This is a genomic window from Gottfriedia acidiceleris, assembly GCF_023115465.1.
Taxonomy (GTDB): Bacteria; Bacillota; Bacilli; order Bacillales; family Bacillaceae_G; genus Gottfriedia; species Gottfriedia acidiceleris_B.
The window spans coordinates 1,498,695-1,523,177 of the sequence record NZ_CP096034.1 but is presented as its reverse complement, the minus strand read 5'-3'; the positions used below and the strand labels follow the sequence as shown (position 1 = coordinate 1,523,177).

Sequence of the window (24,483 nt, the reverse complement as noted above, 5' to 3'; positions counted from 1 at the left end):
CTCCTTTTCTCCTTTTACTTAACAACAAGAAGTATTTTCTATTTTTTGAACTTCACTATCTGATTTTGTATAGAAGAATTCCCACTCATTTGAGTCTGGATCCGTTACCCAAAACTTATCTTGAACTGCATAACAACAAGTTGTATTTATTTCTTCACGTACAAAGAAACCTTCTTTTTCTAGTCTTTTCTTATGAAATAAGACTTCTTCAGATGTTTCAACTTGAAAACCAAAGTGATTTACTTGATTACCCTCAACTTGATCCCGGACATTGAGAGTGAAATTAAGACCTGGATTTTCTAACAGGAATTTAGCATACTCTTCTTTTACTTTCACAGGTGCTATACCAAATACCTTTTTATAAAAAGCGATTGATGCCTCTAAATTTGTTACGTTAACTCCTACATGAACATATTTCATACAGAATTCCTCCATTATTTTGTTAAATCAAAAAAAATTGATTTAATGATTAAAAAATTTAACAACAATTACTGTTACGTTTACCGTTATCTGATTTTTGGAAAATACAACAAAGCTCTTCTGATAGCAAGTTGTTAACTTCTGTGTCGTTCAAGTCATAATAGCTCCATGTACCTTTCGTCTCTTTTACAATAAGCCCTGCATCCAGTAAGATTTTCAAATGATACGAAAGCTTTGATTGTGTCATATCAAACGCTTCAGTTAAATCACATACGCATGTACTTCCTCTTTGACAAAGCTCATACATGATTTCAAGACGCTTCTGATCAGATAACGCTTTGAATTTCTGCTCATATTTCTGGAACTGTTGTGTCAAACCAGTCATATTCTTTCTCCTTCATCAAATTTTCTTGATGAATTAAGTATAGGTTAATTTACCAAATAAATGCAATGTATTATAATCAAAAAAAATTGATATATTTTAATATTTTTATACAACAATCCAGACAGTTAGAGAAAATCAACATTCCACCTTAACAGAGCCAATCAAAAAAACGATCAAAAATGATCGTTCAGTTTTAATGAATAGGTTCCCCATATTTAACAGGATATAAGCTTCCTTTATAAGCGAAAGATATATTTCCTGTTTCTTCTGATACAACTAGGGCAAGTGCATCGCTTTGTTCAGAAATTCCAACTGCTGCTCGGTGCCTAGTTCCAAGTTTTTTATTATCGTATGTAATTTTAGAAAGTGGAAGTACATTACCTGCTGAAATGATCATGTTATTTTCAACTAGTACTGCTCCGTCATGTAACGGGCTACCTGGATAAAAAATCGATTCTAGTAATGCTGGAGAAAGTTTTGCACCGACGTGGATCCCTGAACTCATTAATTCTTCAAGTGAGTCGTCTCTTTTTACAACAATTAATCCTCCATGTTTGCGTTTGGATAAGTGTTGAACTGTGATTGTCAATTCTTCAAAGATATCAGTATACGGAGAAAGATATGAATTCAAATAAAATGAGGCTGCATCCATTTGTAAATTATTAAATACCCGATGGATATTTTCAAATTCAGTTAAAATGCCGCATCCTTTATTTTCAATTCTTCCAATCATGCCCTCGATTTTTAAATTAAGTTGAGATAGTGTTTTTGTTATATTTTTTCTTACAGTGGGATTTAATTGAGACTCGAATTCATCCATTTCAATTTTTCATCTCGCTTTCGAACCGAATTGCCTCCACTTAAGATTCCCAAAGTTGGCGATGTTATACCAATCATTTCCATACTTGGTTTTGAATCAATAACAATTGATCGTACGGAACGAACTGAGTTGTTTAACTTGCTGCCCATGCTTCAACTTCTATTTTAATGTCTGGATTTGCTAAAGCTGATACATAAGCATAAGTTGTTGCAGGTGGATTACCAGAATGAAATTGGTTCCAACAGTCTAGAAAGAATTGACGATCGATTTTTTCCGTTAGCCAAAAGTTTAGTTTAAAAAGATTATTAAGCTCGACTTTCTCACTCTCAAGAATGTTTTTTATGTTCTCAAGTGCATTGACAAATTGACTTTCGATATCATTTGGAAATACTCCGTTTTTGTCGTTCCCTACTTGACCTGATAAAACAACGAGTTCGGCATGTCTTGGGACAATTGTGACATGACTATATTGGCCCACAGGTGCAGCAACAGATTCGGGGTTTACTTTTTTAATTTTCATTTTTATTCCTCCTTTTTTCTTTCAAAAAACCTCAAATGTCACAAACATTTGAGGTAGTCATTTTATATGTATACAGATCATCTTAATAATTCTATTACTCTAGCTAATCCTGTAGGTGTTATTGAAATATTAAATAATGAAGCAATTTCTTTTTGATCTATATCACTCTTAATCCAAGTTAAACCATTTATAAATCCTTGCATTTCCAATTCTATTAATGCAGGTTCGACATCATCAATTTCGACTCCTACTTCATTATGAAGCCCTTTTTCAAAGTCTGGCTCTTTTTCTTGAAGTTCTTTAAAAATGGCCAATAGCATTAATCCTGCATCTGAAATCTTACTACCCAGAAAGAACACCACCTTTAAAGACTATTTATTCGATAAAAGGTGGTAATTTCCTTTTTTTGCTAATTTTTCTACTTATTTAATAACTTATTTGTTTTTTCAACGAGCTTTTGTAGATCCATCGGCTTTACTTGATGATTATTTAGTTTATATTCTTGTTTAAGTAAAATAATTCGTTTTACACTCTCGTTTATACGTTCTTCTGAAATTGTTTTGTTTTTCACGGCTGTTTCGATTTCTTTATAAACAGCTTTTACTTTGTTAGGATCATGTGCAACCATTATGATATCACTTCCAGCTAAAATGGAAGTAACCGCTGCTTTTTCTAAATTATAATTTTTTCCTATTGCATCCATCGTCATATCATCCGTCATAACGACTCCATCATATTTTAAATCATCCCTTAACATTGAAGTAATGATCATTTTAGACATTGAAGCAGGGTATTTAGGATCAATTTTTGGTAATAAAATATGTGCAACCATAACAGCATCTGCGTTTTGATTGATCGCATCCTTAAACGGTATTAATTCCAATGATTTTAAATCAGTATACGATTTGTTTACAACTGGTAATTCTAAATGGGAATCAACTGAAGTATCACCGTGGCCCGGAAAATGCTTTATAACCGGGATGATTTTCTCTGATTGAATCCCCTTCATTGTTTGTATTCCTAAATTACTAACAGTTTTTGGATTATTACTAAATGAACGATCACCAATGACCGGATTTTTAGGATTACTATTTACATCTAAAACAGGTGCAAAATCCATATTTAAACCAAAAGCTTGTAGCTGTTCTCCTAGTATTTGACCTATTTCAAATGAAAATTGTCCATTATTTTTCTTTCCAATTATTTCGTTTGACGGTATCTGACCAAGATTTCCTGGTAAACGTGAAACCCTTCCACCTTCTTGGTCAACTCCGAATAAGATCGGTAAATGATTAGTTCGATTAGCAGTCTTTATGGAATTCACAAGTTTAACCGTTTGACTGTTATTCGTTAGATTTTCATTGTAAAAAATAAATCCACCAATATGAAATTGTTCAACTAGTTCTTTTAAACTATTTGAGTAATTCGTTCCGTAAAAACCTGAGATAATCATTTGACCTATTTTTTCTTGAAGTGTCATCGCATTTAAAAGCTGATCTAGATTAGTGCCAGTACTAGGGTTAAGCTGGTCAGTTATTGATACTGACGTATGATGCAATGTTGGATTATTATTTTCACTAGTTGGTCTTGGTAAAATAAACTTCAGCTCAAAATGTTTTGGCAGTTCATAAATTAAAATAATTTGATCAACTTGTTGATCCTTATAATATTTAATCTTACTCGGCTTTTTTAATTGTTTCATAATATCGTCATAGTGAATTTGTTGTAAATTAGAATCATACGATCTAACTTCGTAAATCCGATTTTGATAATCATATCCTACTGCAAATCCCTGTTTTTGATAGGTTAAGTACGTACCATTAGCAACCTGATCTTTTTGGGTGGATTCCCCAAACTGCTCCGTTAAATCTTTTAATGAAGTCTTCCCTACTTCTATATTTTTTTGGTTTGGAATTTCTCCTACTTTAGCGCTTGAAAGGATATTATTTAAAATTTCTTCCGTTGTAAGTTGACTCGAATGATTAGTCTCCGTTTGATGATTTATATTTTTATTTGGATTCGATTTTGATGAATCTTGGAAAACGTTATCTTTCACCGCAAAGTAAACACTTGTACAAACAATTAACAATAGTATTAATAAAAAAATAGCTTTTTTGATAATATTCTCCTCCTAAAATATTATTTTCCCCTCTTTACTTACTTATATTTCCATTAGTTAAGTGGGCACCTTCTAACGAATAGGTGCATACGATGAGAAAGATTAACGAGGAGGGACTAATTAGCATGACCAGTAAAAAATCCCATGAAATGATTCAACCTATAAACTACAAAAATCATAATATGAATCCAAATCAGAATAATCCTTACTATGATTATCACCAATATTGGTATAACGAATATCAATCATATCCTATTCATCAACAGCATCATTCAATTGAACAATCTGACATTTTTTATCGTCAGCATGCTCAAAGCACTTTCGTTTTAGTTCACGGCTCATGGGTTGATCCATTCTTTTGGCACGGAATAACACGAGAACTACAAAAAATGGGACATATTGTTCACACACCACAGTTACCTGGGCATGGTACAGATAAAGATAAAAATGTAAATCATGAGATGATTACAAGACAAGTTGTTCATTATATAACGTCTAATAAGCTTAATAATATTATTTTGATAGGTCACAGCTTTGGTGGTACTGTCATTCAAAAAGTCGCTGAACAGCTTCACGACCGAATTAAACGATTAGTTTTTTGGAATGCTTTTGTTTTAAATGACGGCGAAAGCTTGGCAGATCAATTCCCACCACAAGCACAAAAATTTCTTTTAGACTTAGCAAAACAATCTTCTGATAATACTATCAAACTACCATTTCAATATTTCCGAGATGTGTTTGTTAACTTGGCTGATTTACAAACGGCGCGGCAAATTTATAATGCGACAACACCTGAACCGGCTATGCCCCTTGTCGAAAAGCTAGATTTAAAAACGTTTTACCAATTATCTACTCCAAGAAGCTTTATAAATTTACAAGAAGATACAGTGGTACCTGCAGGTGAAAATTCTGGTTGGTATCCTCATATAGCTAGTAGATTAGGCGTTTATCGTTTTATTCAAGGAAGTGGCGATCATATGTCAACTGCAAAAACTTACCCAAGAAGAATGGCACAATTAATTGTAAATGCCTCACGGGACTAAAAATGGACTTTGCTAGTTTATGATTGTATCACTTAATTTATTTACCTTTAAGTGAAGACAATTTATTTAACTTCATTTAAAGGTAATTTAAATTAGTTTTAATCCTATTAATATATATTTAATATTTTTGTAACATGTACTATACTAATAGTATGAAAAATTTTAATATTTTAGGAGAACGAAATGAATAAATTAAAAAAAATCGCAACTATAGCAACTGCAACAACCCTATCAGCAGGTATTCTATTAGGTATGCTACCAACTGAAACACAAGCAGCAACTAATACTAAAATTGTCCAAGCTCAAAATGATTTAAAAAAACAAGTAAGCTCGTATATTAAAGTACTGAACAACTTAAAAAGTGAAATCTATTATACTGATCAAGATGTTTATGATTATTATAAAGAACTTCAAACTGATGTTACTTTATTTAATAAGTACGGATATACAGGTAAAGACGAACTAGTGAAAAAAACAGCTAGCTTTAAAACAAGAATTGATAAAGCGAGAAAAGACAATGCAGCAGTAGATATGAAAAAAGTAACAGCACAGTTTAATACATATATTAAAAAAGTAGATTCAAAGGGTGCTAAAACATACTTTACAACTCAAAAAAATAAATTGGTGGCAATTAGAAATTACCAAAACCACACATATGATACGATCGAGTCATATGTATACGATATCGAGGATCAAATTTATACGGAAAATGAAATTTATATTCGTAAGCAATTACCTGCTGAATATAAAAACTATGAAACTGAATATTCTTTAGTAAATCAACACTTTTATGGGATGACATCTAAAGAACAAGAAATTATTAGTTATGCATACGATGTTCTAGATATGGATTACACAACACATCGTCAAATCGAAAAAGATCTAGATTCTATGTTTGATAAGTATTTTAAAGATGGTTTTGATGAGCTTTATGATATAGAAGATAATGAAAGCTTAAATAATGCAATTGAAAAAAGAGATGTAGCAAAAGCAAAAGTTGCTCTTGTAAATGCAACTACCGTTTTTAAAAAATTTAATAATACTTACAATCAATTTGAAGCTGATGCCGACGTATATAAAACAAATCTAACAGTTAAATTCGCTAATAAAGTAAAAAAAGCGCCTGCTACACAACAATAAGATAAGCATCTAAATAAAAAACAGTCCTTTGTTTGAAAATCATCTTTTCCAAAGGACTGTTTTTTATGTTTAACTTGATTTAATTTTTCTTGTTTTGTTTTTGTTCTACGCGTATTTAAATCTAACATCGCAAATGAACTTCTACTTGATTCTGGATTTCGTTTACCTTCTCTAACTAGCTTTTCTCGTAATTTTCTTGCTTTTGATTTACTCATTCTTTCCACCTCTTTTAACTTTATTCTTCTATTATATACAAGCAATCAAAGTTTTCCACTAACACTTCGAATTTATTTTTTTGAAATTGGAATAAAGTGATTAAATAAACCGACCACTTTTACATCCTTGTCTAAAGCCTTAACCTCGTAAACTGAAAAAAAGACATAATCTTTTTTAGTTGTAACCTTACTTATAAGTTTTTCTCCTAGCAAATCAATCCCAAAATCTAGGTATTTATTTTTTGATTCCAATTTAAGTTGATCCTTTGCCCATGTGACAAACTCTCCCTTTGATGGATTTGTTTGTGCAGAAATAATTAGACAGATTGCGAAAGCCATAATAACAAGTAATTTTTTCATAAAGTCACCTTTTCATTATTTTTACTAATTATATGATAAAGGATATTACTGAATTGTCCAGAAAATATCCTTTTTATTAATAAAATGTCTAGAAAAATTAAAAAGGGGTCCTAATTGCGAACCCTTAAAGAAAAAACGTATTCATTTCGAAACTTATTTAATTACTGCATTTTTTACAATGTTTGAATCTAAAAATGGAATCACTGAAAAAATTTCATTAATGCCATGTTTTGATATTGCATCTAAAGCAAGTTCATTAAGTAGGTCACCTTCAATAAATGGACAGATTGGTGTTAATGACTTGATCCCGTTTAATTCATAACTCTTTCTTGTGCATTCATCAATTATTTCACCACTAATAAATGGTGCCATTGATGCTAGTCCATTTATACCATTTGTTTCAAACTCTCTCTTTGCACATTCATCGATTATTTCATCACTGATAAATGCAGCCATTGCTGTAACTTCTTTTATGCCATTCAACTCAAACTCTTTCCTTGCACACTCATCAATGATTTCATCGCTAATAAATGGCGCCATGGATGTTAATCCTTTTATTCCATTCATTTCAAACTCTTTCTTTGCACACTCATTAATTACTTCTTCACTTATAAATGGTGCCACTGGTGTTAATCCTTTTATTCCATTTGTTTCAAACTCTTTCTTTGCTAATTCATTCATTACTTCTTCACTAATAAATGGTGCCACAGATGTAAATCCTTTTATACCATTTGTTTCAAACTCTTTTTTCGCTAATTCATCAATTAACTCTTGACTAATAAACGGTGCTACACGAGTTAATTCTTCCATTCCATTTGACTCAAACTCTTTCTTCGCAAATTCATCAATTATATCGTTACTAATATAAGGTGCGATCCTTGATAATCCCTTGATTCCATTCAAATCAAATTCTTTCTTTGCACATTCATCGATTATATCTTCACTAACAAATGGAGCAATATCCGCTGTATCAATAATCGTAAGATCGTTCTCAACGTTTCTAAATGCTAAGTCTGCTTGATCGATAGTAAGAATTGGTGCAGCATTTAAAAATTCTTCCTTTTCAACCGCTAACTCAATTGATGAATCAGGATGATCTTTTTCAATTAAATGATTAATCAACTTAACACCTTTTTCATTTCCTAAAATTTCATCAATGCTTACATTAAATATCTCAGCAAGCTCAGGTAATTTTGAAATATCAGGCATTGTCTCTCCACGTTCCCAGTTACTAATTGCTTGAAAGCTAACACCTAATTGATCAGCTAGCTTCATCTGTGTAATCTTGTTTGCCTTTCTTAATTGAGCGATTTGTCTACCTACTTTTTTCATATCAAACATTTAGGTCACCTCTATTTAAAAGTTAATTTCATTGTATCTAGTTAATTGAATAGTTAAAATCAAGTGTTACTTGAATTGTGGAAAAATGGACTCAAGTAATAATTGAGTTTTCTAGTAAGTCGGAAATTTAGTAATTAATTTAAAGTATGGCATTCTGCCTTGAACTTAACTTAATGCTCAATTTATTATAACAATTTTTATAAATATAAGTTTGAATTTTCAAGCAATAAAAAAAACAACCCAAAATGAGTTGTCTTCAGAAATATCATTATGATTAATCTTTTGTAGACCATTCGTAAAGTGCTTCAAAATTTAATTTTTCTAACCAATGTCGTTCCGCTAAAATAACTGGGTGAATCAATATATCCTTCCGATTTGAATCATCACAAAAATTAAATAATTTATCTTTATAAGGTTCTAACAAATCTAGCACTTCTTTAATTCGCCATTTAAATCGTTTACTTGAGCCCCAGCCTACTATAATAATATCTGCATTACTAATCGCTAATTTAATCGCTTCATCGTTATGTTCGCCAACTTCGCATTTTTTCCCTTTTAGCTTTGTTGAATCCGGTTCCATTAATGCAAAAAGATTTACTAGTTCTAGCGATCCGAAGTTACCTTTCTTATAATCTATAAAAAAATTAAGACATCTCGCCAATATATAATCACTCTTTAGATGATTTGCTCGACAAGGATTAAGTAATACAAGAGTGGCTTTTTTTTTTGACTCATCCCAAGTTCTTGTAAGCGAATATCGCATTAATTTATTTTGTTTATCGAAGACCGCCTTCGTATTAATTTGCATTGAATGACAGTTTACAAAATCCTCAAATGACATATACTCACTCTTTTCATCATTAATTAAAACAAAATCAACAAGGTATTATATTCCATTTAATCGTCATTTGTACTATATTATTAATTTAAAATAAATAATCCTTACATTGTAACTAAAAAAAAGTGAAATTTTAGTAGCTTTCTATTTACTAATTCATATTTTCCTAGTACGATAGTGGATAATTTATACAGTTCATATTAGGAGGGGGCTTTTTTATGATTAAAGGAATCATTTTTGATTTAGATGACACATTACTTTGGGACCAAAAAAGTGTTCAAGTTGCATTTGAAAATACATGTAAGCTTGCTACAGAAAAATACGGTATTGATTCAGGTGAATTTGAAAATGCCGTTCGTGATGCGGCTAGAAAGCTTTATGAATCATACGATACATACGAATTCACAAAATTAATTGGCATAAACCCATTCGAAGGACTATGGGGGAATTTTTTAGATGATCATGATCAATTTCCAAAAATGAGGGCGAATTCGCCTACCTATCGAAAAAATGCATGGACGCTTGGCTTAAAAGCATTTGGAATAGATGATCCAGAATTTGGTCATTTATTAGCCGAAACATTCCCTGAAGAACGCAAAGGAAACCCTTTTGTATACGATGAAACATTTAATGTACTTGATCGTCTAAATGGGCAGTATAAACTACTCTTACTAACAAACGGCTCCCCTGATTTACAACATACGAAGCTTTCAATTACACCAAAGATTAAAGAGTATTTTGATCAAATACTAATTTCTGGAGACTTTGGAAAAGGCAAACCTGATCCAAGTATTTTTGAACATGCCTTATCATTAATGGAACTATCAAAAGAAGAGGTCATTATGGTTGGAGATAATCTTATGACTGATATTTTAGGCTCAAGCAGAATTGGAATGAAAAACGTATGGATTAATAGACATAATAAAGAGCGAAATGAAGTTGTACCTACATATGAAATTACTCACTTAGAAGAGCTTTATCCGATTATTGATTCATTGAATAAGTAGGTTTTAAAAAAAAATCTAGTGGTCCATTTTTATGGGGGCTTGCTGGATTTTTTTATTGATTGGGTATTTGTTCGTAATTTACTCAAGCAAGTGCAAATAAATTCCAAGAAATGCAATTAAAAGGATGAAAAACGCAATTAAACTAAAAATTTACCCATACTACTATCCGTATATTGTGCTTCTTTTCATCATATGCTTTTTCCTTTAATTGAATTTTTTAGTCTAACTAGTTAATTTAGTCAAAAAAAATCAAATCAAACATGCAATTTCACATCGACATTATTATATAAATATTACGAATTTGACTAGATATACCCCCTATTTATGTCAAAAACCTTAAAAATTTTCCATTTGAAAGGCTGCTCGTCCAATAAAATTTTTTAACTAATGATATTGACCGTTTCGATGAGAAGCATTCTTTTCATAAAATGTAGTATCAAATTTATGGAGGCTAACTAATATTATCGGAACAACATGGGATTAGCATATCTAAAAGCACTTCACCAGAGAATAGAAGTCATATTTTAAAAAGAGCTAAGAAATTAATTGGGAAAAAGGTTTTTTTGGAGACATTCTTATTTAATTATAGAGGAAGATTAGTATCAATTAATGAAGACCATTCATTAAATATCATCATTTTGGCCTCTGATCAGGTGTTCAGACAAATTAGAATTGATTTAGCTTTGGTGATTGAGATTGGTAAATTATCTTGTAAAAGTGTTTCTTCAAGAAATGAGCAAGGTAATTTTACAAGTGATGTGTCATGGCAGGCGAAGAGACATTTTATAACTGTATCTGAAAGTACGTCTCCTGAAACTCAAAAAAGGATTAATAAACTTGCAAAAGAGCTTAAAGGTGAGGTAGTCATCGTAAAAACACTAATTTATCATTATGTAGTTTGCATTAATGAAATTCATGATTCATATATAACAGTCCACCAGCTCATTGATTTTGATCCTCATTTTACCATTGAGTTTAGGATTGATAAAAATATTATTTATGAAATTGTTGATTTCCCAATTAGCTAAAAGAAAAAGTACTTTCTAAGAAAAATTTAGAAAGTACTTTTTTTCAACTCGAAATTAACAAAATGTATTGCTATTAGATTTAAGTAAAGCTTGTTGTAAGTCGGCTACGATATCTTCCCATGCTTCTAAACCAACTGACATGCGTAGCATATTTTCTGTTATGCCCATTTTTTCTCGTAACTCTTTTGGAACGACTGCATGTGTCATCGTAGCCGGATGCTGTACTAATGTCCCTGTATCACCTAGACTTACTGCTATTTTTATCATTTCTAAATGGTTAATAAATTAATGTGTTTCTTCCTTTGTCCCGTCAAAAGTAAATGCGAACACTCCTCCACCTTTTTTCATTTGCTTACTTGCAATAAAATAATTTTGACTTTTAAAATCTCCAGGGTAAAATACATCCTTTACCATTGGATGCGATTGTAAAAATGAAACGACCTTTTTTGCATTTTCACATTGACGGTCCATTCGAACTGCTAATGTCTTTAATCCTCGAAGCAGCAGCCATGCATCAAATGGTGACATAATTGCTCCTATATCTTTTCGGATGGGGATCATTCGATCAGCTAGCTCTTTTGTTTTACAAACAACAATTCCTGCAACTACATCACCATGACCACTAATATATTTCGTTGCACTATGTAGCACAATGTCACAGCCTTGTGTTAGTGGCTTTTGTAAATAAGGTGAACAAAATGTATTATCAACTACTACAGTAATGTTATTTTTCTTTGCAACTTCGACAACCATTTCAATATCAATGACTTTCATTGTAGGGTTGATCGGTGTTTCAATAAAGATAACTTTCGTGTTTTCTTGGATTAAGTTTTGAATTTCTTCCTCCGTATCCATTTCACAAAAGTTATGTTCAATTCCAAATTTGCTCTCAAGCATTTCTAAAAAACCATACGTACATCCGTATATGCCTTTTGAACATAAAATATGGTCACCGGTGCTAATTAAAGAGAAAATTGTAGCAGACACAGCAGCCATGCCAGAACCAAATGCTAACGCTACCTCTCCTTCTTCTAATGCAGCCATTCGTTGTTCCAATATTTGAACGGTTGGATTTCCTAACCTTGAATAAATAAAATCATCTCTTTCTCCAGCAAAGGACTGTTCTCCATGTTGTGCTGTAGGAAATGTATAGGTAGACGTATGAAATAATGGAGGAGTTAAACTCCCGTTATACTCACTAGTTTTGTAGCCTTCGTGAACCAACTTTGTATCAAACTGATTTTTCTTCATTTCTAATTAGCCTCCTTAATTAAGTGTGTGTTGATCAAACGTTAATTAAAGCAAATAAAACTAAAATGAAAACCCTTACAAAATATTCACTTAGACTACTTCTATATGTAGGAAATCAATACCTTTTAATAGTTCCTACTATAGGTAAAATTACATACTCTTCATTTAAAATAAGACTTAATACAAAATAGAAAGTTGCAAAATGATCTATTTTGTGTTGGTTCATACTATTTATTCACTAAAATTTTCTACCAAACTTTTTCCCTATTACTTGATTTTAATTGATAATGAAAAAAAGCACTTTCTAAAAATCTAGAAAGTACTTTTTATTTTAAAATTTTTCTCTTTGAGTTAATCTTCTAACCACTTCAGAATTTCATCAATTCCAATCGCTTCTTCAACTTCTGGAAATTTTTTAATAAAATTTAAATCGGTATCATTTGGTATCAATTCATCAAATTCGTTTGGATCATGGAAGCTCATTTGACTACACCTCTTTAGTAAATTTTATTTAATTTTTGTATTTTTAACAAAATTACTTAATAAAATACGTATACAATTTTTAATAAAAAAGTACTTCGATTAACGAATGAATTAGTAATTATAATAGTTCGTAGTTTTTTTTTTTTTTCCTCTTTTTTTTCATAAAAAAACTTGTACAAACTAGTTCAGTGTCTAGACAAACTCTTTCTTTGGATCATTTAATATTATATCTATTTCATTAGATGAATTTTATGATCACATTTATTACCGAGTCTATATAACGAAGATTTTCTACAACATTTTATTACTGACTATAAAGTCATCCTTATAATTCCTTCTTCTAGCCTTAAAATTTAATCTAAAATTAGCACTTTTCAATTCGAAACTTCTTCTCCTAAACTTCCCTTTCCACTTATTCCCCCGAATTGATTTTAAAAGTAATACAAGCCATTATGAAAAATTTCATTTATGTAGATTTCGGTCCAAATAAAGTAGGTGTTATCTCAGATAGAAATAACATCTACTTTTTATTTACTTTCCAAAACTTCCTTCTTACTTCACCATTCCATTCCTTAGTGCCGTTATGACTACTTGTGTTCGGTCTTTACAGCCAAATTTTTGTAATATACGATGGACATGTGATTTTATACACTCATTAACGACAGCTATCTTTTGATCTAATGTAAAACACCTCCGATTGTTAGTTTTGTCTAACAATCGGGGTGCAGTTCATACATTGTGGGTTTCTTTTATTATTGAATACTTAAAGCGAAATCCACAGCACTTTCAGCATGAACTCTTGTTGTATCAAAGACAGGTATACTGCAATTTTCCTGAGAGATTAACATCGTTATTTCAGTACACCCCAAAATAACCGCTTCCGCTCCGTGTTCAATTAAATGATTGATTATGTTTAAATAAACTTGCTTAGATTCCTCTTTTACAATTCCAAGACAAAGTTCCTCATAAATAATATTATGTATTAGTTTTCGTTCAGCTTCATTTGGGACAATAACATCTAAACAAAACTGCTCGATTAATCTTCCTTTATAAAAATCATGCTCCATTGTAAATGCTGTTCCTAACAAAGCAACTTTTTTAATTCCATTATTTACAATTTCTTTAGCAGTCGCATCAGCAATATGTAATAAAGGAATTTTGACTGAATCTTCAACTTCCTTTGCCATCTTATGCATTGTATTCGTACAAATAACAAGACAATCTGCTCCACTTTTCTCCAGCTTTTTAGCAATATCAATCATACTTTTCGTTAATTCATCCCATCGATCCTCAAACTGAAGGGTTTTAATTTCTTGAAAATCGACTGAATACAGTAAGCTTTTTGCGGAGTGATGACCGCCAAGCTTTTCTTTCACACGTTCGTTCATAATTTGATAATACAGTAATGAAGACTCCCAACTCATCCCACCAATCAATCCGATTGTTTTCATCAACATTCAACTCCAATTTCTTTTTAAATTTTTACTCAACTTTTCATCAACAAATTTAAGACCTATTATTATCTCTAGGTTTAACAAGGAAATTTTTTTAGAACTAATAATTTAAGCACAATAGTATGACGTAGGAGAGAACAAAATGCATATTGAAAAAAATATATACGCTAATTGTCCATTTATTACTAGAATAGTAGAAATGACCTTATCTAAGACTGTCGTGCTTAGATCAACCAGAAAGTTTTTTTAGGGAATTCCGTAAAGGAACATCAAGCTCCATCTGGTTCAATCACATGGTGTTCTATGGCTTCGCGGATACCGTGCTGATCATCTAAACGTTTGGAACATCGATGATCATTTTATCTTTTGTAAAAATAGTGATTAGTTTGCTTTAGCTAATCGATCAATTGCTTCTTGTTCTGATGAAATAAAAAATACATTATTCCCTTTATTACACTCATAAATGAAATCTTTTAGTGCCTTACTTGTATAACTAGAAAAGTCACCGATAATCGCAAACTTAATATTGTAGTTAACGAACTTTTGAAGCACCGCACCAGCAAGTTTTGTACTAAGATTGAAAAATTTTTCTGAAATTGCTTCTTTGTTAAGAGCTATTCGATTACTTTTATGATCATAACTTATTGTCATAATAAAATCTAAAGCACTTTGCTCACCTGCAAGAATTACTGAATCTGTATTGACGATTGCAATTACTTGCCCATTTACTTCTGTTGTTTTAATATCCATCTACTCTTCCCCTTTTCAAAGTTTTTATTATTTCTACTAGTTTAAAACAAAGAGTATGTAGCTTGAAGTGATACTTTTGTATTTATTTTTAATATTAATTATAGATGAACACTAAAATACCATCTATTTTTGTCGGATTGATAAAAATAGATGGTATTAAAATCAAAATCAGGTTAACTCTCTTTGAAGAGGGAAACTACCAAAAGCTTCAAAAAAAGTCATCACCCCTAGCAAAAAATCATTTAATAAAATTTGAATAAGAGGTTTAGGACATATAAATTTTGTCCTTTTCTTCTCCAAATATTATTAGCCGAGTTTTGCTACTAATTGTGCTAATAATTGAATTGCAGCTTGAATAACTACTTCAATTTGCAGTTCAGTTTGTGTTACGACAATTCCATCTGAATTTTCAATGTAAACAGATTGTGATTGTAATTGAAGATTTTCTAAAGATTGAGCAACTTTTTGTAATTGACTAATTCTTGGATCATCACCAAAAATAAGAATTACAGCTTCGATTGCAGCTTGTAATGAAGCTTGTACTAAAACTAAAGCTTGAGCTTCAGTTTGAGCTACTGTAACAGTGTGTGAATCGCGAATTACTAATCTTTGAACTTCTGCTTGTGCATTTTCTAATCTATTAAAAGCTCTTTGTCTTTCAGTTACATTAGTAACTGGGCGGATTGGATACATTAAATCACCTCCTGATAGTGTTAATATAATTTATTCAAAATTTAGAAAAAAGAATGGACAAGTATCCTAGTATAAATATGGAAGTTTTAATAGATTTCGATTTTTTTTTAATGGCAAATTGGAATAGACATTTAATTAAGAATTGAAGAGCTGTTTTGTACACAGACCTAATAAAATTAACAGTCTTTTTTTTAAACTCAAAGTTCTTTATAGTATTGAGTAACAAATCTAAAGGATTTAAGTTTCATCCAACTTATTTAAAGAGAGGAATCACTATGAAAATTGATACACCTGCTATCCCCAAAGAATTAATAGCCAAAAATTTTTATGATATTTTTTATGAAGAAGACCCAGAATTAGGAATGTGTGAAATTTCTGGCTCTGTTTTTGAAAATGAAGTGGTAGATCGAGTATTTTTATATAAAGCGGTCATCAAGAATTGTAAATTTACGAATACAGATTTAAAAAATATCAGTATGACTGATGTATATTTTGAAGACTGTGATTTATCAAATTGCAATATGAAAAATTCTTCTATTCACAAAGTTATCTTTAAAAATTGTAAATTATTAGGCGCAAATTTTACGGAATCTAGCATAGGTAATGTACAATTTGAAAATTCCGTTTTAAATTTGGCACTATTGGGAGAATCAAAACTAGAAAAAGTAATTTTTCGAGACTCTGTTCTAAAAAGTACTGATTTTTATGATTGTAAATTCAAGAAAGTTGATTTTAATAGATGTAATATTGATGGCGCAAATTTTGAACAAACATCTCTTAAGGGTATAGATATTAGTAGTTCTACTTTTAATGAATTAACAGTTTCAATTAGTAATTTAAATGGCTGTAAGGTTTCATCAAATCAAGCCATTCAATTTGCTGCATTGATGGGACTAAAGATTGTAGATTAAAAGGTAAGTATTTGATTAAATCTAATGTTTCTTAGTTAGAATTACAATTTAAATCCTGTTAGTAATTGGAGTGGTAAAAACATGGATTATAGTTCACCGAACGAAGCGGAGTTAAAAGTGAAAATGTGGCCTAAAGATTGTATAGCAGCTGGTTATCGTCATTCGGTCGGGCTTAAATCTGATGGTACTGTGGCAGCTGTAGGTGATCATAAATATGGCAAACTGGAAGTAAACGATTGGAGCGATATTGTAGCGGTTGCTGCTGGTAACGCTCACACGGGTAATTCTCATACGATTGGGCTAAAATCGGATGGAACTGTTGTGGCTGTGGGATGGAATAAGCATGAACAATGTAATGTAAGCGACTGGTGCGATATTGTGGCAATTGCGGCTGGTTGGCGTCGTTCCGTTGGACTTAAATCAGATGGTACGGTCGTAGCTGTAGGTCGAAACAACGATGGTCAGTGCAATGTAAGTGATTGGCACAACATTGTGAGGATTGCTGCAGGTGACTGGCATACTGTCGGTCTTAAATCGGATGGCTCAGTTACAACCGTAGGTAATAACCGGTATGGCCAATGTAAAGTGAGTGGATGGCATGATATTGTGGCGGTTTCTGCGGGTTATCTTCATACGGTCGGGCTAAAGTCGGACGGCACCGTTGTTGCTGTTGGATTGAATAAGGAAGGTCAATGCGATGTAAGCGAATGGCACGACATTGTAGCGATTTCGGCTGGTAGTAATCATACGATTGGACTTAAAGCGGACGACTCAGTTGTGGCTACCGGGTTGAAGAGACATGGCGAATGTAATGTAAGTGACTGGTGTGATATTGTAGCCATTTCGGCGGGTTTCACACATACTCTTGGACTTAAATCAGATGGCACAGTTGTAGCTGTAGGAAGTAATGAATTTGGCCAATGTGGTGTAAGTAGCTGGCACGGTATCCAACTAACTCCAAGATCGTTTTAAATGTACGACAAGCAAAATTTTCTGAAAATAAACCTTCTCCTCTACTGCTAATAATGATATATTTTCTTCTATAAGGTGTAAAAAATATCCAATTTTCTAAGGGGAGATTTATAAATGAAAAAAACAGCTCTTTTAGTAATTGATGTACAGGCTTTTATGTTCTCCGAATCTAATCCGGTATATAACGGGGAAACATTAATAAACAATCTAAACAAACTGATCGATAAAGCAAGGGCTGCAAATACGCCAATATTTTATATACAGCATTCCGAAGAAGGTTCTCCACTTGAATTTGGTACGCCTGGTTGGGAAATTCAGTCAGATATTGCTCCAATTGATGGAGATATCATTATACATAAAACAACACCAGACTCATTTTTTAAGACGAATTTAAAAGAAGAGTTGGCAAAACAGGAAATTAATCATTTAGTCATGGCGGGAATTCAAACGGAAATCTGTGTTGATACAACGACTAGAAACGCCTTTGGAAATGGCTATGAAGTTACACTTATTACAGATGCTCATAGTACATGGGATTCAGATGAGCTAACGGCTAAGCAAATTATAAAACACCATAATCAGACTCTACGCTGGTTAGCTGAGCCTAAAACTACTAGTGATATTGAATTTTCAAAAGGCAGCTAAAAAGCTGCCCTTTTTTCTTAACAAACGCCCGCTTTCTTCTTTGCCTAGCCTATCTGCTCTGCTTTTTAAGACTTAAGTAAATTCGCATCTCGTAAGGCAAGCGCTTGCGTTCAACCTGAGTTCCTTCTGGAGGGATACCTTTGTTTTCCTTTAATTCTCAAGTATGCGAAACAATTATTTCACAATCTCCATCTAATACAAATTCCCCAAATCCAACAGGAATGATGAAATTTGAGCCTTTTGATAAACTATATTCTTCTCCACTATGAATCAGTTTTCCATTACCGTTTATTACACTTAAAAGTAAATATTGATCATTATAAGTTAAATAAGCTTTTCCAGTAATATCCCATTTATATACGGTAAAAAATTCCGAATCTACAAATGTATTAATCTTTATATTTTCTTTTTCTTCCGTCTTAAATTCCACTTCTGTTTCTTGATGAGGAACTGTTGTTACATCGATTGCTTTATTTAAATGAAGCTCTCTTAAATTACCTTCATGGTCTTTTCGATCATAATCGTATACCCGATAAGTTGTATCAGAGCTTTGTTGTGTTTCTAATACGAGTGTTCCTTCACATAATGCATGAATGGTTCCACTTGGGACATAGAAAAAATCACCTGGCTTGATTTTTACTCGGCGAAGTAAATCTGACCATTCGCCTTCTTTAATTTGGCTAATTAGTTCTTCTTTTGTTTTGGCATTATGGCCAAATATCATATGTGCATCTTCTTTACAGTCAAGTATATACCAGCATTCTGTTTTCCCAAGATCACCATTTTCATTAACTTTTGCATAAGAATCTTCAGGATGTACTTGAACAGATAAATCCATATTTGCGTCTAATATTTTCGTTAAAAGTGGAAAAACTTCTTCCTTTGGGTGACCAAATAACTCCGGTTGATTTTTCCATAATTCATTTAATGCCATACCTGCAAATTGGCCATTTTCAATAATGGAAGCACCATTAGGATGAGCCGAAATTGCCCAGCATTCACCTGTATTCTCATTTGGTATATTATAGTTAAAATCTGATTTTAAAGCTGTTCCTCCCCAAATTCGTTCTTTAAATACTGGTTTTAAAAATAGTGGTTGCATGCTAATTTCCTCCAAGCGATCTAAACGAGTGCATTTTTATTTAAAGCATTATATGCAAGCATAAGAGCTCCAATAATTCCAGCGTTATTCCCTAAACCAGGTGGTACAATATACTCATGCAAATCTGGTAAACTAACATAATCACAAACTAGCTTTTTCAAATATTTGTAAACACTTTCAAAAACTTGCAATTGATTCATTACGCCCCCACCAAGAATGATTTTCTTAGGTGAAAGTATTAATATGTATTGCATAAGTGCTTGGGCAATGTAATATCCTTCTAAATCCCAAACCTCTTTTCGATTAATTAGATTCGAACCTATTTGCCCCCATCGCGCTTCAATTGCAGGTCCAGAGGCTAAACCTTCTAAGCAATCACGATGATATGGACAGTTCCCTACAAACTCATCATTTGGATGTCGTCTCACTAATATATGTCCCATTTCAGGGTGTGTGATTCCTTGAAGTAAATTACTATTTACGACAGCTCCAGCTCCTATACCCGTACCAATTGTTATATATAAACAGCTATCTAACCCTTTTGCTGCCCCTAAAGTTGCTTCACCTAGTGCCGCTGCATTCACATCCGTATTAAAACCAATTGGAATAGAAAAATGCTGCTTTATTGCTTGTACAAAAGGAAAGCCTTGCCATGCCATTTTAGGAGTTGATGTAATCGATCCGTAAGTAGAGCTCTTCTCGGTTACATCAATCGGACCGAATGATCCAATACCAATTGCTTTTATAGGATAGTTCTTAAAAAATTCAACTACTTGTGAAATCGTTTCTTCTGGCACAGTTGTCGGGAATTGAATACGCTTAATTAAGTTGCCATTTTCATCTCCAATCGCACATACAAACTTTGTTCCACCTGCTTCGATTGCACCTAACATTTGCCATTACCTCCAATTAAAATTAACTAATTAAACCTTACATTATTTAGAGTAGGTATAAACTCGCCTTACTTTTTTTGTATATAGAAACATTTTTAAAGAAAATCATGCGATTAATTCCACATGATTTATTGGACGAAATATATTTTTTAATCCATATATACTTATGAAAGCTATATAAAAAGAAGACTCTTTTCATGTACAAAAAAAGAAGCCCCTCTCCCTCGAGCGACTTCCTTTTTCGGAAATTTAAAACTAAACTACAAACGCCTATTTAACAATTTTTGCAATCCTAAGCTAAATAAATCCATGGAATTGCTAACATATTTATTAAAATCAAACACTTGTCCATTTCATTTTGCTTGTCCAATCATAAGATATCGAGATGAAATTAAAGGAAAAGGTAGTGTTATAATGAGTTGCAACTGTAACAATGGAAGAAATAATGAGAGAAATAACGAGAGATTTAGTGATAGAAATAACGAAAGATTTAATGATAGAAATAATAATAGAAATAATAGAAGAAATAACGAGGTTACGTTTAATGCGAGAATCACAGTTGATCAAGAAGACTTCTGTCGTGCAGTAGATCGTTGCGACGATGAAAGACGCGATAATTCCGGTCGTCGTAGTGACAGATGGTGGAACTTTTAGGTTCAAAAAACAAAAATAGGAAAATCGATTTTTTCCGCTACTAGGAATTAATTGAATGATAGGATCATCTTCAATTTCTTTTATGAGAACATCTGTCCGTGCCTTTAAAAGGATAGATGTTCTTTTGCATTTCAAAGATAAATTTGAAATGATTTATTCTCGCAAAAATGGAATGATGTCAATTATCCATATAATAGATAATGAAATTGGATTAGATGTAATTTTTAGGCGGAGTCTAAATATAAAAAAGAATTTTAAAATAAAAAGAAGCCGCTCTAACTAAAAGCGACTCCCGTAAACTTATTTTTAAACTAAATTCTCCAAACGCTTATTTAACCGAATTCTCCAATCCTCAGCTAACTCAGGAACTTCCAATATCGCTTTTATTCCTTCAACATTTTTTGGATCATGGAAATAAATCTCGTTGCAATAAAGAACCGAAACTTTATTTTCTTGCGTTTTGATTAATTCTATGGTCGAATCCTTTCTGATCGTACCCTCTTTTATTACACGGCATAAGTAGCCTGTAAATCCAGTTTCTACGATTCTCTTAAGTGCTACATTTGTTCTCCTTGTAATTGTGTCACAAGGTATTCTACTTTGTGTAATTTGTATAATTGCATCGCCAAGTTGGTAAACATCGCCAATGCATACATCTTTTTCTAACATATTTGTGACAGTAATATTTTCTCCGAATGCTGAAAGTGGTAAATTTAGATTAAACTCTTTTTCCCAAAGTGCGTAATGTTCATATGGATACACACATACAGCGCGATCTGGTCCACCGTGATGTTTTAAGTCTGCTACTCCATCACCTTTAAAGCCTTCTTTTGATAAGTAAACTTCTTCTATTTCTTTTTTACAAATCCCCGTTATCATTTCTTTGTTTTCGCCATATTCCATTTTACTAGGTAATCCTACTGCAAGATTAATTAACTCAATTTTATTTACCATGCCTTCCACCCTCTCTTTTTTGAGTTTGTAATTGTAAAACTGGGGTTTTATTTTATGTAAACTAATATTTTGGAATATAAAGGAAAAACATCTTACATACAGCATTATATACTAATTAAAGACAATACAAATCTACAAACAAAATCATTTTTGTTTCAACTGTACAACGAACAGCATAATAAAAGAAATCAAGACCATTGAAAGCACCCATAACCAAGCCATTTTCATATTTCCAGCATCAATTGCTAAATAAATTGCTGTCGGAACAGTTTGTGTTTTTCCTGGTATGTTCCCTGCAAACATAAGAGTAGCACCGAACTCCCCTAGTACTCTTGCAATACTTAATATACTTCCAGAGATAATAGCTTTTAATGAGAGTGGTATTGAAATCAAGAAAAAAACATTCCATTCATTTGCTCCACAAACTCTTGCTGCCTCCTCAATTTCACTGTCTACACTTTGAAATCCAGTTTTTGCAGATTGATACATAAGAGGAAACGCTACAACAATTGATGCAATTACAGCAGCCCACCATGTAAAAACAATTGGCTGTTTAACTAACCACTCGATCATTTTTCCAACGAAGCTTTGTCTTCCGAAAATAACTAATAGTAAAAATCCTACGACTGTAGGAGGAAGAACTAAAGGTAACATTAAAATTGTTTCTAAGAGTGTCTTACCTTTAAAGGATTTTTTAGAGAGAATTCTTCCAACTATAGTCCCTAAAATAATAACGAAAACTCCTGCCACGATCGTAACCTTAATGGAAATCTTAAGGGGAATTAAAAACTCTTCAAACAATTAAATTCCTCATTTCAAAATAAAACCTATTTTCATCTATTTTTTTAATCTTCTATGAAATAACCTTTGGACATTTCATTCATCAAGAAATCCAAATAATTTTCTTCATCATAAAGATGGAAATATTGATAATCTTTCAATCTACCCTCTTCAATCTCAAAATGGCTGATCACACAGATAATATTCGTTAACGAATCGAATAAATTCAGATCTTCCTCACTTCTAATTAATACTACTTTTGGGTAACTTTCCCTTTTATAACCTTCAATAAAAATAATATCAGTTGAAAAAAAGCGATATAATTCAATTGTTTTCTTTAAATCCCAATTAATAAAATTTGTTCTTAATTGCAAAACTCCATCACCTTCAACACTAGACACGATTGCTCCTGCATCCAAGTGACGACTACTGTCTTTACGTTCTATTTCTAAGTCAGGCACACCGCCATGACCATGATGTTTTATAGTTGCAGCTGATAATCCTTGGTGATTGGCCAGTTTAATGAGTTTTTCTGTAAGTGTTGTTTTCCCACTATTTTGATAGCCTACAATTTGCAAAATGGAATAGTTTTTTTTCATAGCTCTCAATTCCTTTTTATTAAATACTTTTATTATAAGGAGCCTACTGAAAAAACACCATTAATACAAAAATCAATTTAATCGATTCTTGTATTGATGGTGGAGCAGATGTTCTCTAAAAGTTTTCTCCTTTAAATTTTATAATTAATGTTTTATGATAAGAAAAACAGAATTAAGTTAAGGGGTATATGTAATGTCTAAAGTCATCCATGAATTTAATGACTATATACGAAAACTGCGTAAAGAATTATTTGGTAAAGGCCCTGAAAGAATCCATACTGTATTTGTGGAAAATATGGCTGTTTCAACTTTGTATGGAAATCTGACACCTACTGAGCTATTTATCGCTCAAACTTCTGAAGGACGTGATATCGTTCATAATGCTAGAACGAAGATGATTCAAGATGTATATGCGAAAAATCCTCCAGTTAAGTTAGAAGAAATCGTTGATGCAAAGTTTATCAATCTTTTCTCGGATATGAAGGTTGAAGAAGATATTGCAATTTCAGTTTTTGTATTTGATAAAAAATTAGAAAACTTAATTGATTAGATCGTTGATGCTACTAATCAATTAAGCTTATGTTCCAATCTTATTTATGGAAAAAGTCGCCACTTTTCCCACCTTTTTTTTGAACTAAAAACGTTTCTTTTATGACCATACTTTTATCAACGGCTTTACACATATCGTAAAATGTAAGGCCAACTACACTTACAGCTGTTAGTGCCTCCATTTCAACTCCAGTTTTCCCACTACATTTCACTGTTGCACGTATGATTAAATCATATCCATTAGGTGCCTCTACATATTCGAATGTAAAGTCAGTTCCTGATAGTGCAATTGGGTGACACATTGGAATAATGTCAGAAGTTTTTTTAGCTCCCATAATTCCAGCAATTTGTGCAACATTTAGTGGATCACCTTTTTTTATTAATCCATTTTGAATTGCTTCATATAATTCCGTTGAGATCGAAATTGTACTTTGCGCAATTGCAACTCTTGTAGTGATGTTTTTGTCTGAAATATCAACCATTTTAGGTCTTCCTTCTTCATTCCAATGTGAAAATTCACTCATGCTTAGTACCTCCAGGTAAGTCTTAAATTTGAT

At 32.1% G+C, this 24,483-nt stretch carries 30 protein-coding genes and 2 pseudogenes; 9 read left to right on the top strand and 23 right to left on the bottom strand.

What is annotated here, in order from left to right:
• Nucleotides 1-18: 18 nt before the first annotated feature.
• The 7 genes from MY490_RS07145 to nagZ form a co-directional block, all read right to left on the bottom strand.
• Nucleotides 19-420, bottom strand: a complete 402-nt coding sequence (locus MY490_RS07145) for an ArsI/CadI family heavy metal resistance metalloenzyme (protein ID WP_248268608.1) — start codon at nt 418-420, stop codon at nt 19-21.
• 58 nt (nt 421-478) lie between these two features.
• Entirely contained in the window at nt 479-796 is a 318-nt protein-coding gene (locus MY490_RS07140) for an ArsR/SmtB family transcription factor (protein WP_248269334.1), read from the bottom strand.
• Between the two features lie 202 nt (nt 797-998).
• Nucleotides 999-1,625, bottom strand: a complete 627-nt coding sequence (gene cdaS / locus MY490_RS07135) for a sporulation-specific diadenylate cyclase CdaS (RefSeq protein ID WP_248268607.1) — start codon at nt 1,623-1,625, stop codon at nt 999-1,001.
• On the bottom strand, nt 1,601-1,774 hold the full coding sequence (locus MY490_RS07130) for a hypothetical protein (protein WP_248268606.1): 174 nt from the start codon (nt 1,772-1,774) through the stop codon (nt 1,601-1,603). Before MY490_RS07130 ends, cdaS begins: the two co-directional genes overlap by 25 nt.
• Complete coding sequence (locus MY490_RS07125) at nt 1,759-2,145, bottom strand: RidA family protein (RefSeq protein ID WP_248268605.1); 387 nt, start codon at nt 2,143-2,145, stop codon at nt 1,759-1,761. The genes MY490_RS07130 and MY490_RS07125 overlap by 16 nt, the downstream gene beginning before the upstream one ends.
• A gap of 77 nt (nt 2,146-2,222) precedes the next feature.
• Nucleotides 2,223-2,459, bottom strand: coding sequence for a hypothetical protein (locus tag MY490_RS07120; protein ID WP_049813506.1), 237 nt, complete (start codon nt 2,457-2,459; stop codon nt 2,223-2,225).
• Nucleotides 2,460-2,563: 104 nt separating this feature from the next.
• The gene (gene nagZ / locus MY490_RS07115) at nt 2,564-4,201 is read right to left on the bottom strand and encodes a beta-N-acetylhexosaminidase (protein WP_248268604.1); all 1,638 of its coding nucleotides are present in this window, start codon (nt 4,199-4,201) and stop codon (nt 2,564-2,566) included.
• Between the two features lie 188 nt (nt 4,202-4,389).
• Here nagZ and MY490_RS07110 point away from each other — a divergent pair, with 188 nt between their 5' ends.
• Together MY490_RS07110 and MY490_RS07105 are read left to right on the top strand one after the other, a co-directional pair.
• Entirely contained in the window at nt 4,390-5,307 is a 918-nt protein-coding gene (locus MY490_RS07110; RefSeq protein WP_248268603.1) for an alpha/beta hydrolase, read from the top strand.
• A 183-nt stretch (nt 5,308-5,490) separates the two neighbouring features.
• Complete coding sequence (locus MY490_RS07105) at nt 5,491-6,447, top strand: hypothetical protein (protein ID WP_248268602.1); 957 nt, start codon at nt 5,491-5,493, stop codon at nt 6,445-6,447.
• On the opposite strand, the gene MY490_RS07100 is transcribed toward MY490_RS07105, so the two are convergent.
• The 4 genes from MY490_RS07100 to MY490_RS07085 form a co-directional block, all read right to left on the bottom strand.
• The gene (locus MY490_RS07100) at nt 6,357-6,662 is read right to left on the bottom strand and encodes a hypothetical protein (protein WP_248269458.1); all 306 of its coding nucleotides are present in this window, start codon (nt 6,660-6,662) and stop codon (nt 6,357-6,359) included. The two genes, MY490_RS07105 and MY490_RS07100, sit on opposite strands and share 91 nt — an antisense overlap.
• A 72-nt stretch (nt 6,663-6,734) precedes the next feature.
• Entirely contained in the window at nt 6,735-7,022 is a 288-nt protein-coding gene (locus tag MY490_RS07095; protein ID WP_248268601.1) for a DUF4359 domain-containing protein, read from the bottom strand.
• A gap of 153 nt (nt 7,023-7,175) precedes the next feature.
• Nucleotides 7,176-8,363: a helix-turn-helix domain-containing protein gene (locus tag MY490_RS07090; RefSeq protein ID WP_248268600.1), complete on the bottom strand. Its 1,188-nt coding sequence runs from the start codon at nt 8,361-8,363 to the stop codon at nt 7,176-7,178.
• Nucleotides 8,364-8,637: 274 nt separating this feature from the next.
• Nucleotides 8,638-9,204 (bottom strand): DUF1643 domain-containing protein, encoded by a 567-nt coding sequence (locus tag MY490_RS07085; RefSeq protein ID WP_248268599.1) that lies wholly within the window; start codon nt 9,202-9,204, stop codon nt 8,638-8,640.
• Nucleotides 9,205-9,419: 215 nt separating this feature from the next.
• On the opposite strand from MY490_RS07085, the gene MY490_RS07080 reads away from it, so the two are divergent.
• A complete protein-coding gene (locus MY490_RS07080) occupies nt 9,420-10,208 on the top strand; it encodes an HAD family hydrolase (protein WP_248268598.1) in 789 nt (262 codons plus the stop codon).
• A 563-nt stretch (nt 10,209-10,771) separates the two neighbouring features.
• A complete protein-coding gene (locus MY490_RS07075) occupies nt 10,772-11,236 on the top strand; it encodes a hypothetical protein (protein ID WP_248268597.1) in 465 nt (154 codons plus the stop codon).
• A gap of 54 nt (nt 11,237-11,290) precedes the next feature.
• Here MY490_RS07075 and megL read toward each other — a convergent pair.
• The 6 genes and pseudogenes from megL to MY490_RS07045 all read right to left on the bottom strand — a co-directional run bounded on the left by megL (nt 11,291) and on the right by MY490_RS07045 (nt 15,867).
• Nucleotides 11,291-12,487: pseudogene (gene megL, locus MY490_RS07070) on the bottom strand (methionine gamma-lyase).
• Between the two features lie 351 nt (nt 12,488-12,838).
• Complete coding sequence (locus MY490_RS22105; protein WP_282439847.1) at nt 12,839-12,970, bottom strand: hypothetical protein; 132 nt, start codon at nt 12,968-12,970, stop codon at nt 12,839-12,841.
• Between the two features lie 552 nt (nt 12,971-13,522).
• Nucleotides 13,523-13,615 (bottom strand): annotated as a pseudogene (locus MY490_RS07065) (DNA-binding response regulator); the annotation flags it as partial.
• 107 nt (nt 13,616-13,722) lie between these two features.
• Nucleotides 13,723-14,421: an aspartate/glutamate racemase family protein gene (locus tag MY490_RS07060; RefSeq protein WP_248268596.1), complete on the bottom strand. Its 699-nt coding sequence runs from the start codon at nt 14,419-14,421 to the stop codon at nt 13,723-13,725.
• A gap of 384 nt (nt 14,422-14,805) precedes the next feature.
• Complete coding sequence (locus MY490_RS07050; protein WP_248268595.1) at nt 14,806-15,174, bottom strand: DUF4180 domain-containing protein; 369 nt, start codon at nt 15,172-15,174, stop codon at nt 14,806-14,808.
• A 306-nt stretch (nt 15,175-15,480) separates the two neighbouring features.
• A complete protein-coding gene (locus MY490_RS07045) occupies nt 15,481-15,867 on the bottom strand; it encodes a spore coat protein (protein WP_248268594.1) in 387 nt (128 codons plus the stop codon).
• A 275-nt stretch (nt 15,868-16,142) separates the two neighbouring features.
• Here MY490_RS07045 and MY490_RS07040 point away from each other — a divergent pair, with 275 nt between their 5' ends.
• The 3 genes from MY490_RS07040 to MY490_RS07030 all read left to right on the top strand — a co-directional run bounded on the left by MY490_RS07040 (nt 16,143) and on the right by MY490_RS07030 (nt 18,395).
• A complete protein-coding gene (locus MY490_RS07040; protein WP_248268593.1) occupies nt 16,143-16,778 on the top strand; it encodes a pentapeptide repeat-containing protein in 636 nt (211 codons plus the stop codon).
• Between the two features lie 81 nt (nt 16,779-16,859).
• Nucleotides 16,860-17,750 (top strand): RCC1 domain-containing protein, encoded by an 891-nt coding sequence (locus MY490_RS07035; protein WP_248268592.1) that lies wholly within the window; start codon nt 16,860-16,862, stop codon nt 17,748-17,750.
• 114 nt (nt 17,751-17,864) lie between these two features.
• The gene (locus tag MY490_RS07030) at nt 17,865-18,395 is read left to right on the top strand and encodes a cysteine hydrolase family protein (protein ID WP_248268591.1); all 531 of its coding nucleotides are present in this window, start codon (nt 17,865-17,867) and stop codon (nt 18,393-18,395) included.
• Between the two features lie 157 nt (nt 18,396-18,552).
• Here MY490_RS07030 and manA read toward each other — a convergent pair whose 3' ends face one another.
• Both manA and MY490_RS07020 read right to left on the bottom strand, forming a co-directional pair.
• Nucleotides 18,553-19,497: a mannose-6-phosphate isomerase, class I gene (manA, locus tag MY490_RS07025; RefSeq protein WP_248268590.1), complete on the bottom strand. Its 945-nt coding sequence runs from the start codon at nt 19,495-19,497 to the stop codon at nt 18,553-18,555.
• A 20-nt stretch (nt 19,498-19,517) separates the two neighbouring features.
• Entirely contained in the window at nt 19,518-20,390 is an 873-nt protein-coding gene (locus MY490_RS07020; RefSeq protein WP_248268589.1) for an ROK family protein, read from the bottom strand.
• A gap of 414 nt (nt 20,391-20,804) precedes the next feature.
• Here MY490_RS07020 and MY490_RS07015 point away from each other — a divergent pair, with 414 nt between their 5' ends.
• A complete protein-coding gene (locus tag MY490_RS07015; RefSeq protein WP_097974150.1) occupies nt 20,805-21,044 on the top strand; it encodes a hypothetical protein in 240 nt (79 codons plus the stop codon).
• A 306-nt stretch (nt 21,045-21,350) separates the two neighbouring features.
• Here the strand turns inward: MY490_RS07015 and MY490_RS07010 are convergent, their stop codons facing one another.
• The 3 genes from MY490_RS07010 to mobB form a co-directional block, all read right to left on the bottom strand.
• On the bottom strand, nt 21,351-21,998 hold the full coding sequence (locus MY490_RS07010) for an MOSC domain-containing protein (RefSeq protein ID WP_248268588.1): 648 nt from the start codon (nt 21,996-21,998) through the stop codon (nt 21,351-21,353).
• Nucleotides 21,999-22,142: 144 nt separating this feature from the next.
• A complete protein-coding gene (gene modB, locus MY490_RS07005) occupies nt 22,143-22,799 on the bottom strand; it encodes a molybdate ABC transporter permease subunit (RefSeq protein WP_248268587.1) in 657 nt (218 codons plus the stop codon).
• 44 nt (nt 22,800-22,843) lie between these two features.
• On the bottom strand, nt 22,844-23,377 hold the full coding sequence (gene mobB / locus MY490_RS07000; protein WP_248268586.1) for a molybdopterin-guanine dinucleotide biosynthesis protein B: 534 nt from the start codon (nt 23,375-23,377) through the stop codon (nt 22,844-22,846).
• A 193-nt stretch (nt 23,378-23,570) separates the two neighbouring features.
• Here mobB and MY490_RS06995 point away from each other — a divergent pair, with 193 nt between their 5' ends.
• On the top strand, nt 23,571-23,927 hold the full coding sequence (locus tag MY490_RS06995) for a Na-translocating system protein MpsC family protein (protein ID WP_088011138.1): 357 nt from the start codon (nt 23,571-23,573) through the stop codon (nt 23,925-23,927).
• 40 nt (nt 23,928-23,967) lie between these two features.
• On the opposite strand, the gene moaC is transcribed toward MY490_RS06995, so the two are convergent.
• Nucleotides 23,968-24,450: a cyclic pyranopterin monophosphate synthase MoaC gene (gene moaC, locus MY490_RS06990; RefSeq protein ID WP_248268585.1), complete on the bottom strand. Its 483-nt coding sequence runs from the start codon at nt 24,448-24,450 to the stop codon at nt 23,968-23,970.
• Nucleotides 24,451-24,483: the final 33 nt, after the last annotated feature.

Bases quoted from the DNA above. Each gene is read 5' to 3' on its own strand.
- MY490_RS07145 (WP_248268608.1), bottom strand. From the start codon at position 420: ATGAAATATGTTCATGTAGGAGTTAACGTAACAAATTTAGAGGCATCA.
- cdaS (WP_248268607.1), bottom strand. From the start codon at position 1,625: ATGGATGAATTCGAGTCTCAATTAAATCCCACTGTAAGAAAAAATATA.
- MY490_RS07130 (WP_248268606.1), bottom strand. From the start codon at position 1,774: ATGGGCAGCAAGTTAAACAACTCAGTTCGTTCCGTACGATCAATTGTT.
- MY490_RS07125 (WP_248268605.1), bottom strand. From the start codon at position 2,145: ATGAAAATTAAAAAAGTAAACCCCGAATCTGTTGCTGCACCTGTGGGC.
- MY490_RS07110 (WP_248268603.1), top strand. From the start codon at position 4,390: ATGACCAGTAAAAAATCCCATGAAATGATTCAACCTATAAACTACAAA.
- MY490_RS07105 (WP_248268602.1), top strand. From the start codon at position 5,491: ATGAATAAATTAAAAAAAATCGCAACTATAGCAACTGCAACAACCCTA.
- MY490_RS07100 (WP_248269458.1), bottom strand. From the start codon at position 6,662: ATGAGTAAATCAAAAGCAAGAAAATTACGAGAAAAGCTAGTTAGAGAA.
- MY490_RS07095 (WP_248268601.1), bottom strand. From the start codon at position 7,022: ATGAAAAAATTACTTGTTATTATGGCTTTCGCAATCTGTCTAATTATT.
- MY490_RS07090 (WP_248268600.1), bottom strand. From the start codon at position 8,363: ATGTTTGATATGAAAAAAGTAGGTAGACAAATCGCTCAATTAAGAAAG.
- MY490_RS07085 (WP_248268599.1), bottom strand. From the start codon at position 9,204: ATGTCATTTGAGGATTTTGTAAACTGTCATTCAATGCAAATTAATACG.
- MY490_RS07080 (WP_248268598.1), top strand. From the start codon at position 9,420: ATGATTAAAGGAATCATTTTTGATTTAGATGACACATTACTTTGGGAC.
- MY490_RS22105 (WP_282439847.1), bottom strand. From the start codon at position 12,970: ATGAGCTTCCATGATCCAAACGAATTTGATGAATTGATACCAAATGAT.
- MY490_RS07060 (WP_248268596.1), bottom strand. From the start codon at position 14,421: ATGAAAACAATCGGATTGATTGGTGGGATGAGTTGGGAGTCTTCATTA.
- MY490_RS07050 (WP_248268595.1), bottom strand. From the start codon at position 15,174: ATGGATATTAAAACAACAGAAGTAAATGGGCAAGTAATTGCAATCGTC.
- MY490_RS07045 (WP_248268594.1), bottom strand. From the start codon at position 15,867: ATGTATCCAATCCGCCCAGTTACTAATGTAACTGAAAGACAAAGAGCT.
- MY490_RS07040 (WP_248268593.1), top strand. From the start codon at position 16,143: ATGAAAATTGATACACCTGCTATCCCCAAAGAATTAATAGCCAAAAAT.
- MY490_RS07035 (WP_248268592.1), top strand. From the start codon at position 16,860: ATGGATTATAGTTCACCGAACGAAGCGGAGTTAAAAGTGAAAATGTGG.
- MY490_RS07030 (WP_248268591.1), top strand. From the start codon at position 17,865: ATGAAAAAAACAGCTCTTTTAGTAATTGATGTACAGGCTTTTATGTTC.
- manA (WP_248268590.1), bottom strand. From the start codon at position 19,497: ATGCAACCACTATTTTTAAAACCAGTATTTAAAGAACGAATTTGGGGA.
- MY490_RS07020 (WP_248268589.1), bottom strand. From the start codon at position 20,390: ATGTTAGGTGCAATCGAAGCAGGTGGAACAAAGTTTGTATGTGCGATT.
- MY490_RS07015 (WP_097974150.1), top strand. From the start codon at position 20,805: ATGAGTTGCAACTGTAACAATGGAAGAAATAATGAGAGAAATAACGAG.
- MY490_RS07010 (WP_248268588.1), bottom strand. From the start codon at position 21,998: ATGGTAAATAAAATTGAGTTAATTAATCTTGCAGTAGGATTACCTAGT.
- mobB (WP_248268586.1), bottom strand. From the start codon at position 23,377: ATGAAAAAAAACTATTCCATTTTGCAAATTGTAGGCTATCAAAATAGT.
- MY490_RS06995 (WP_088011138.1), top strand. From the start codon at position 23,571: ATGTCTAAAGTCATCCATGAATTTAATGACTATATACGAAAACTGCGT.
- moaC (WP_248268585.1), bottom strand. From the start codon at position 24,450: ATGAGTGAATTTTCACATTGGAATGAAGAAGGAAGACCTAAAATGGTT.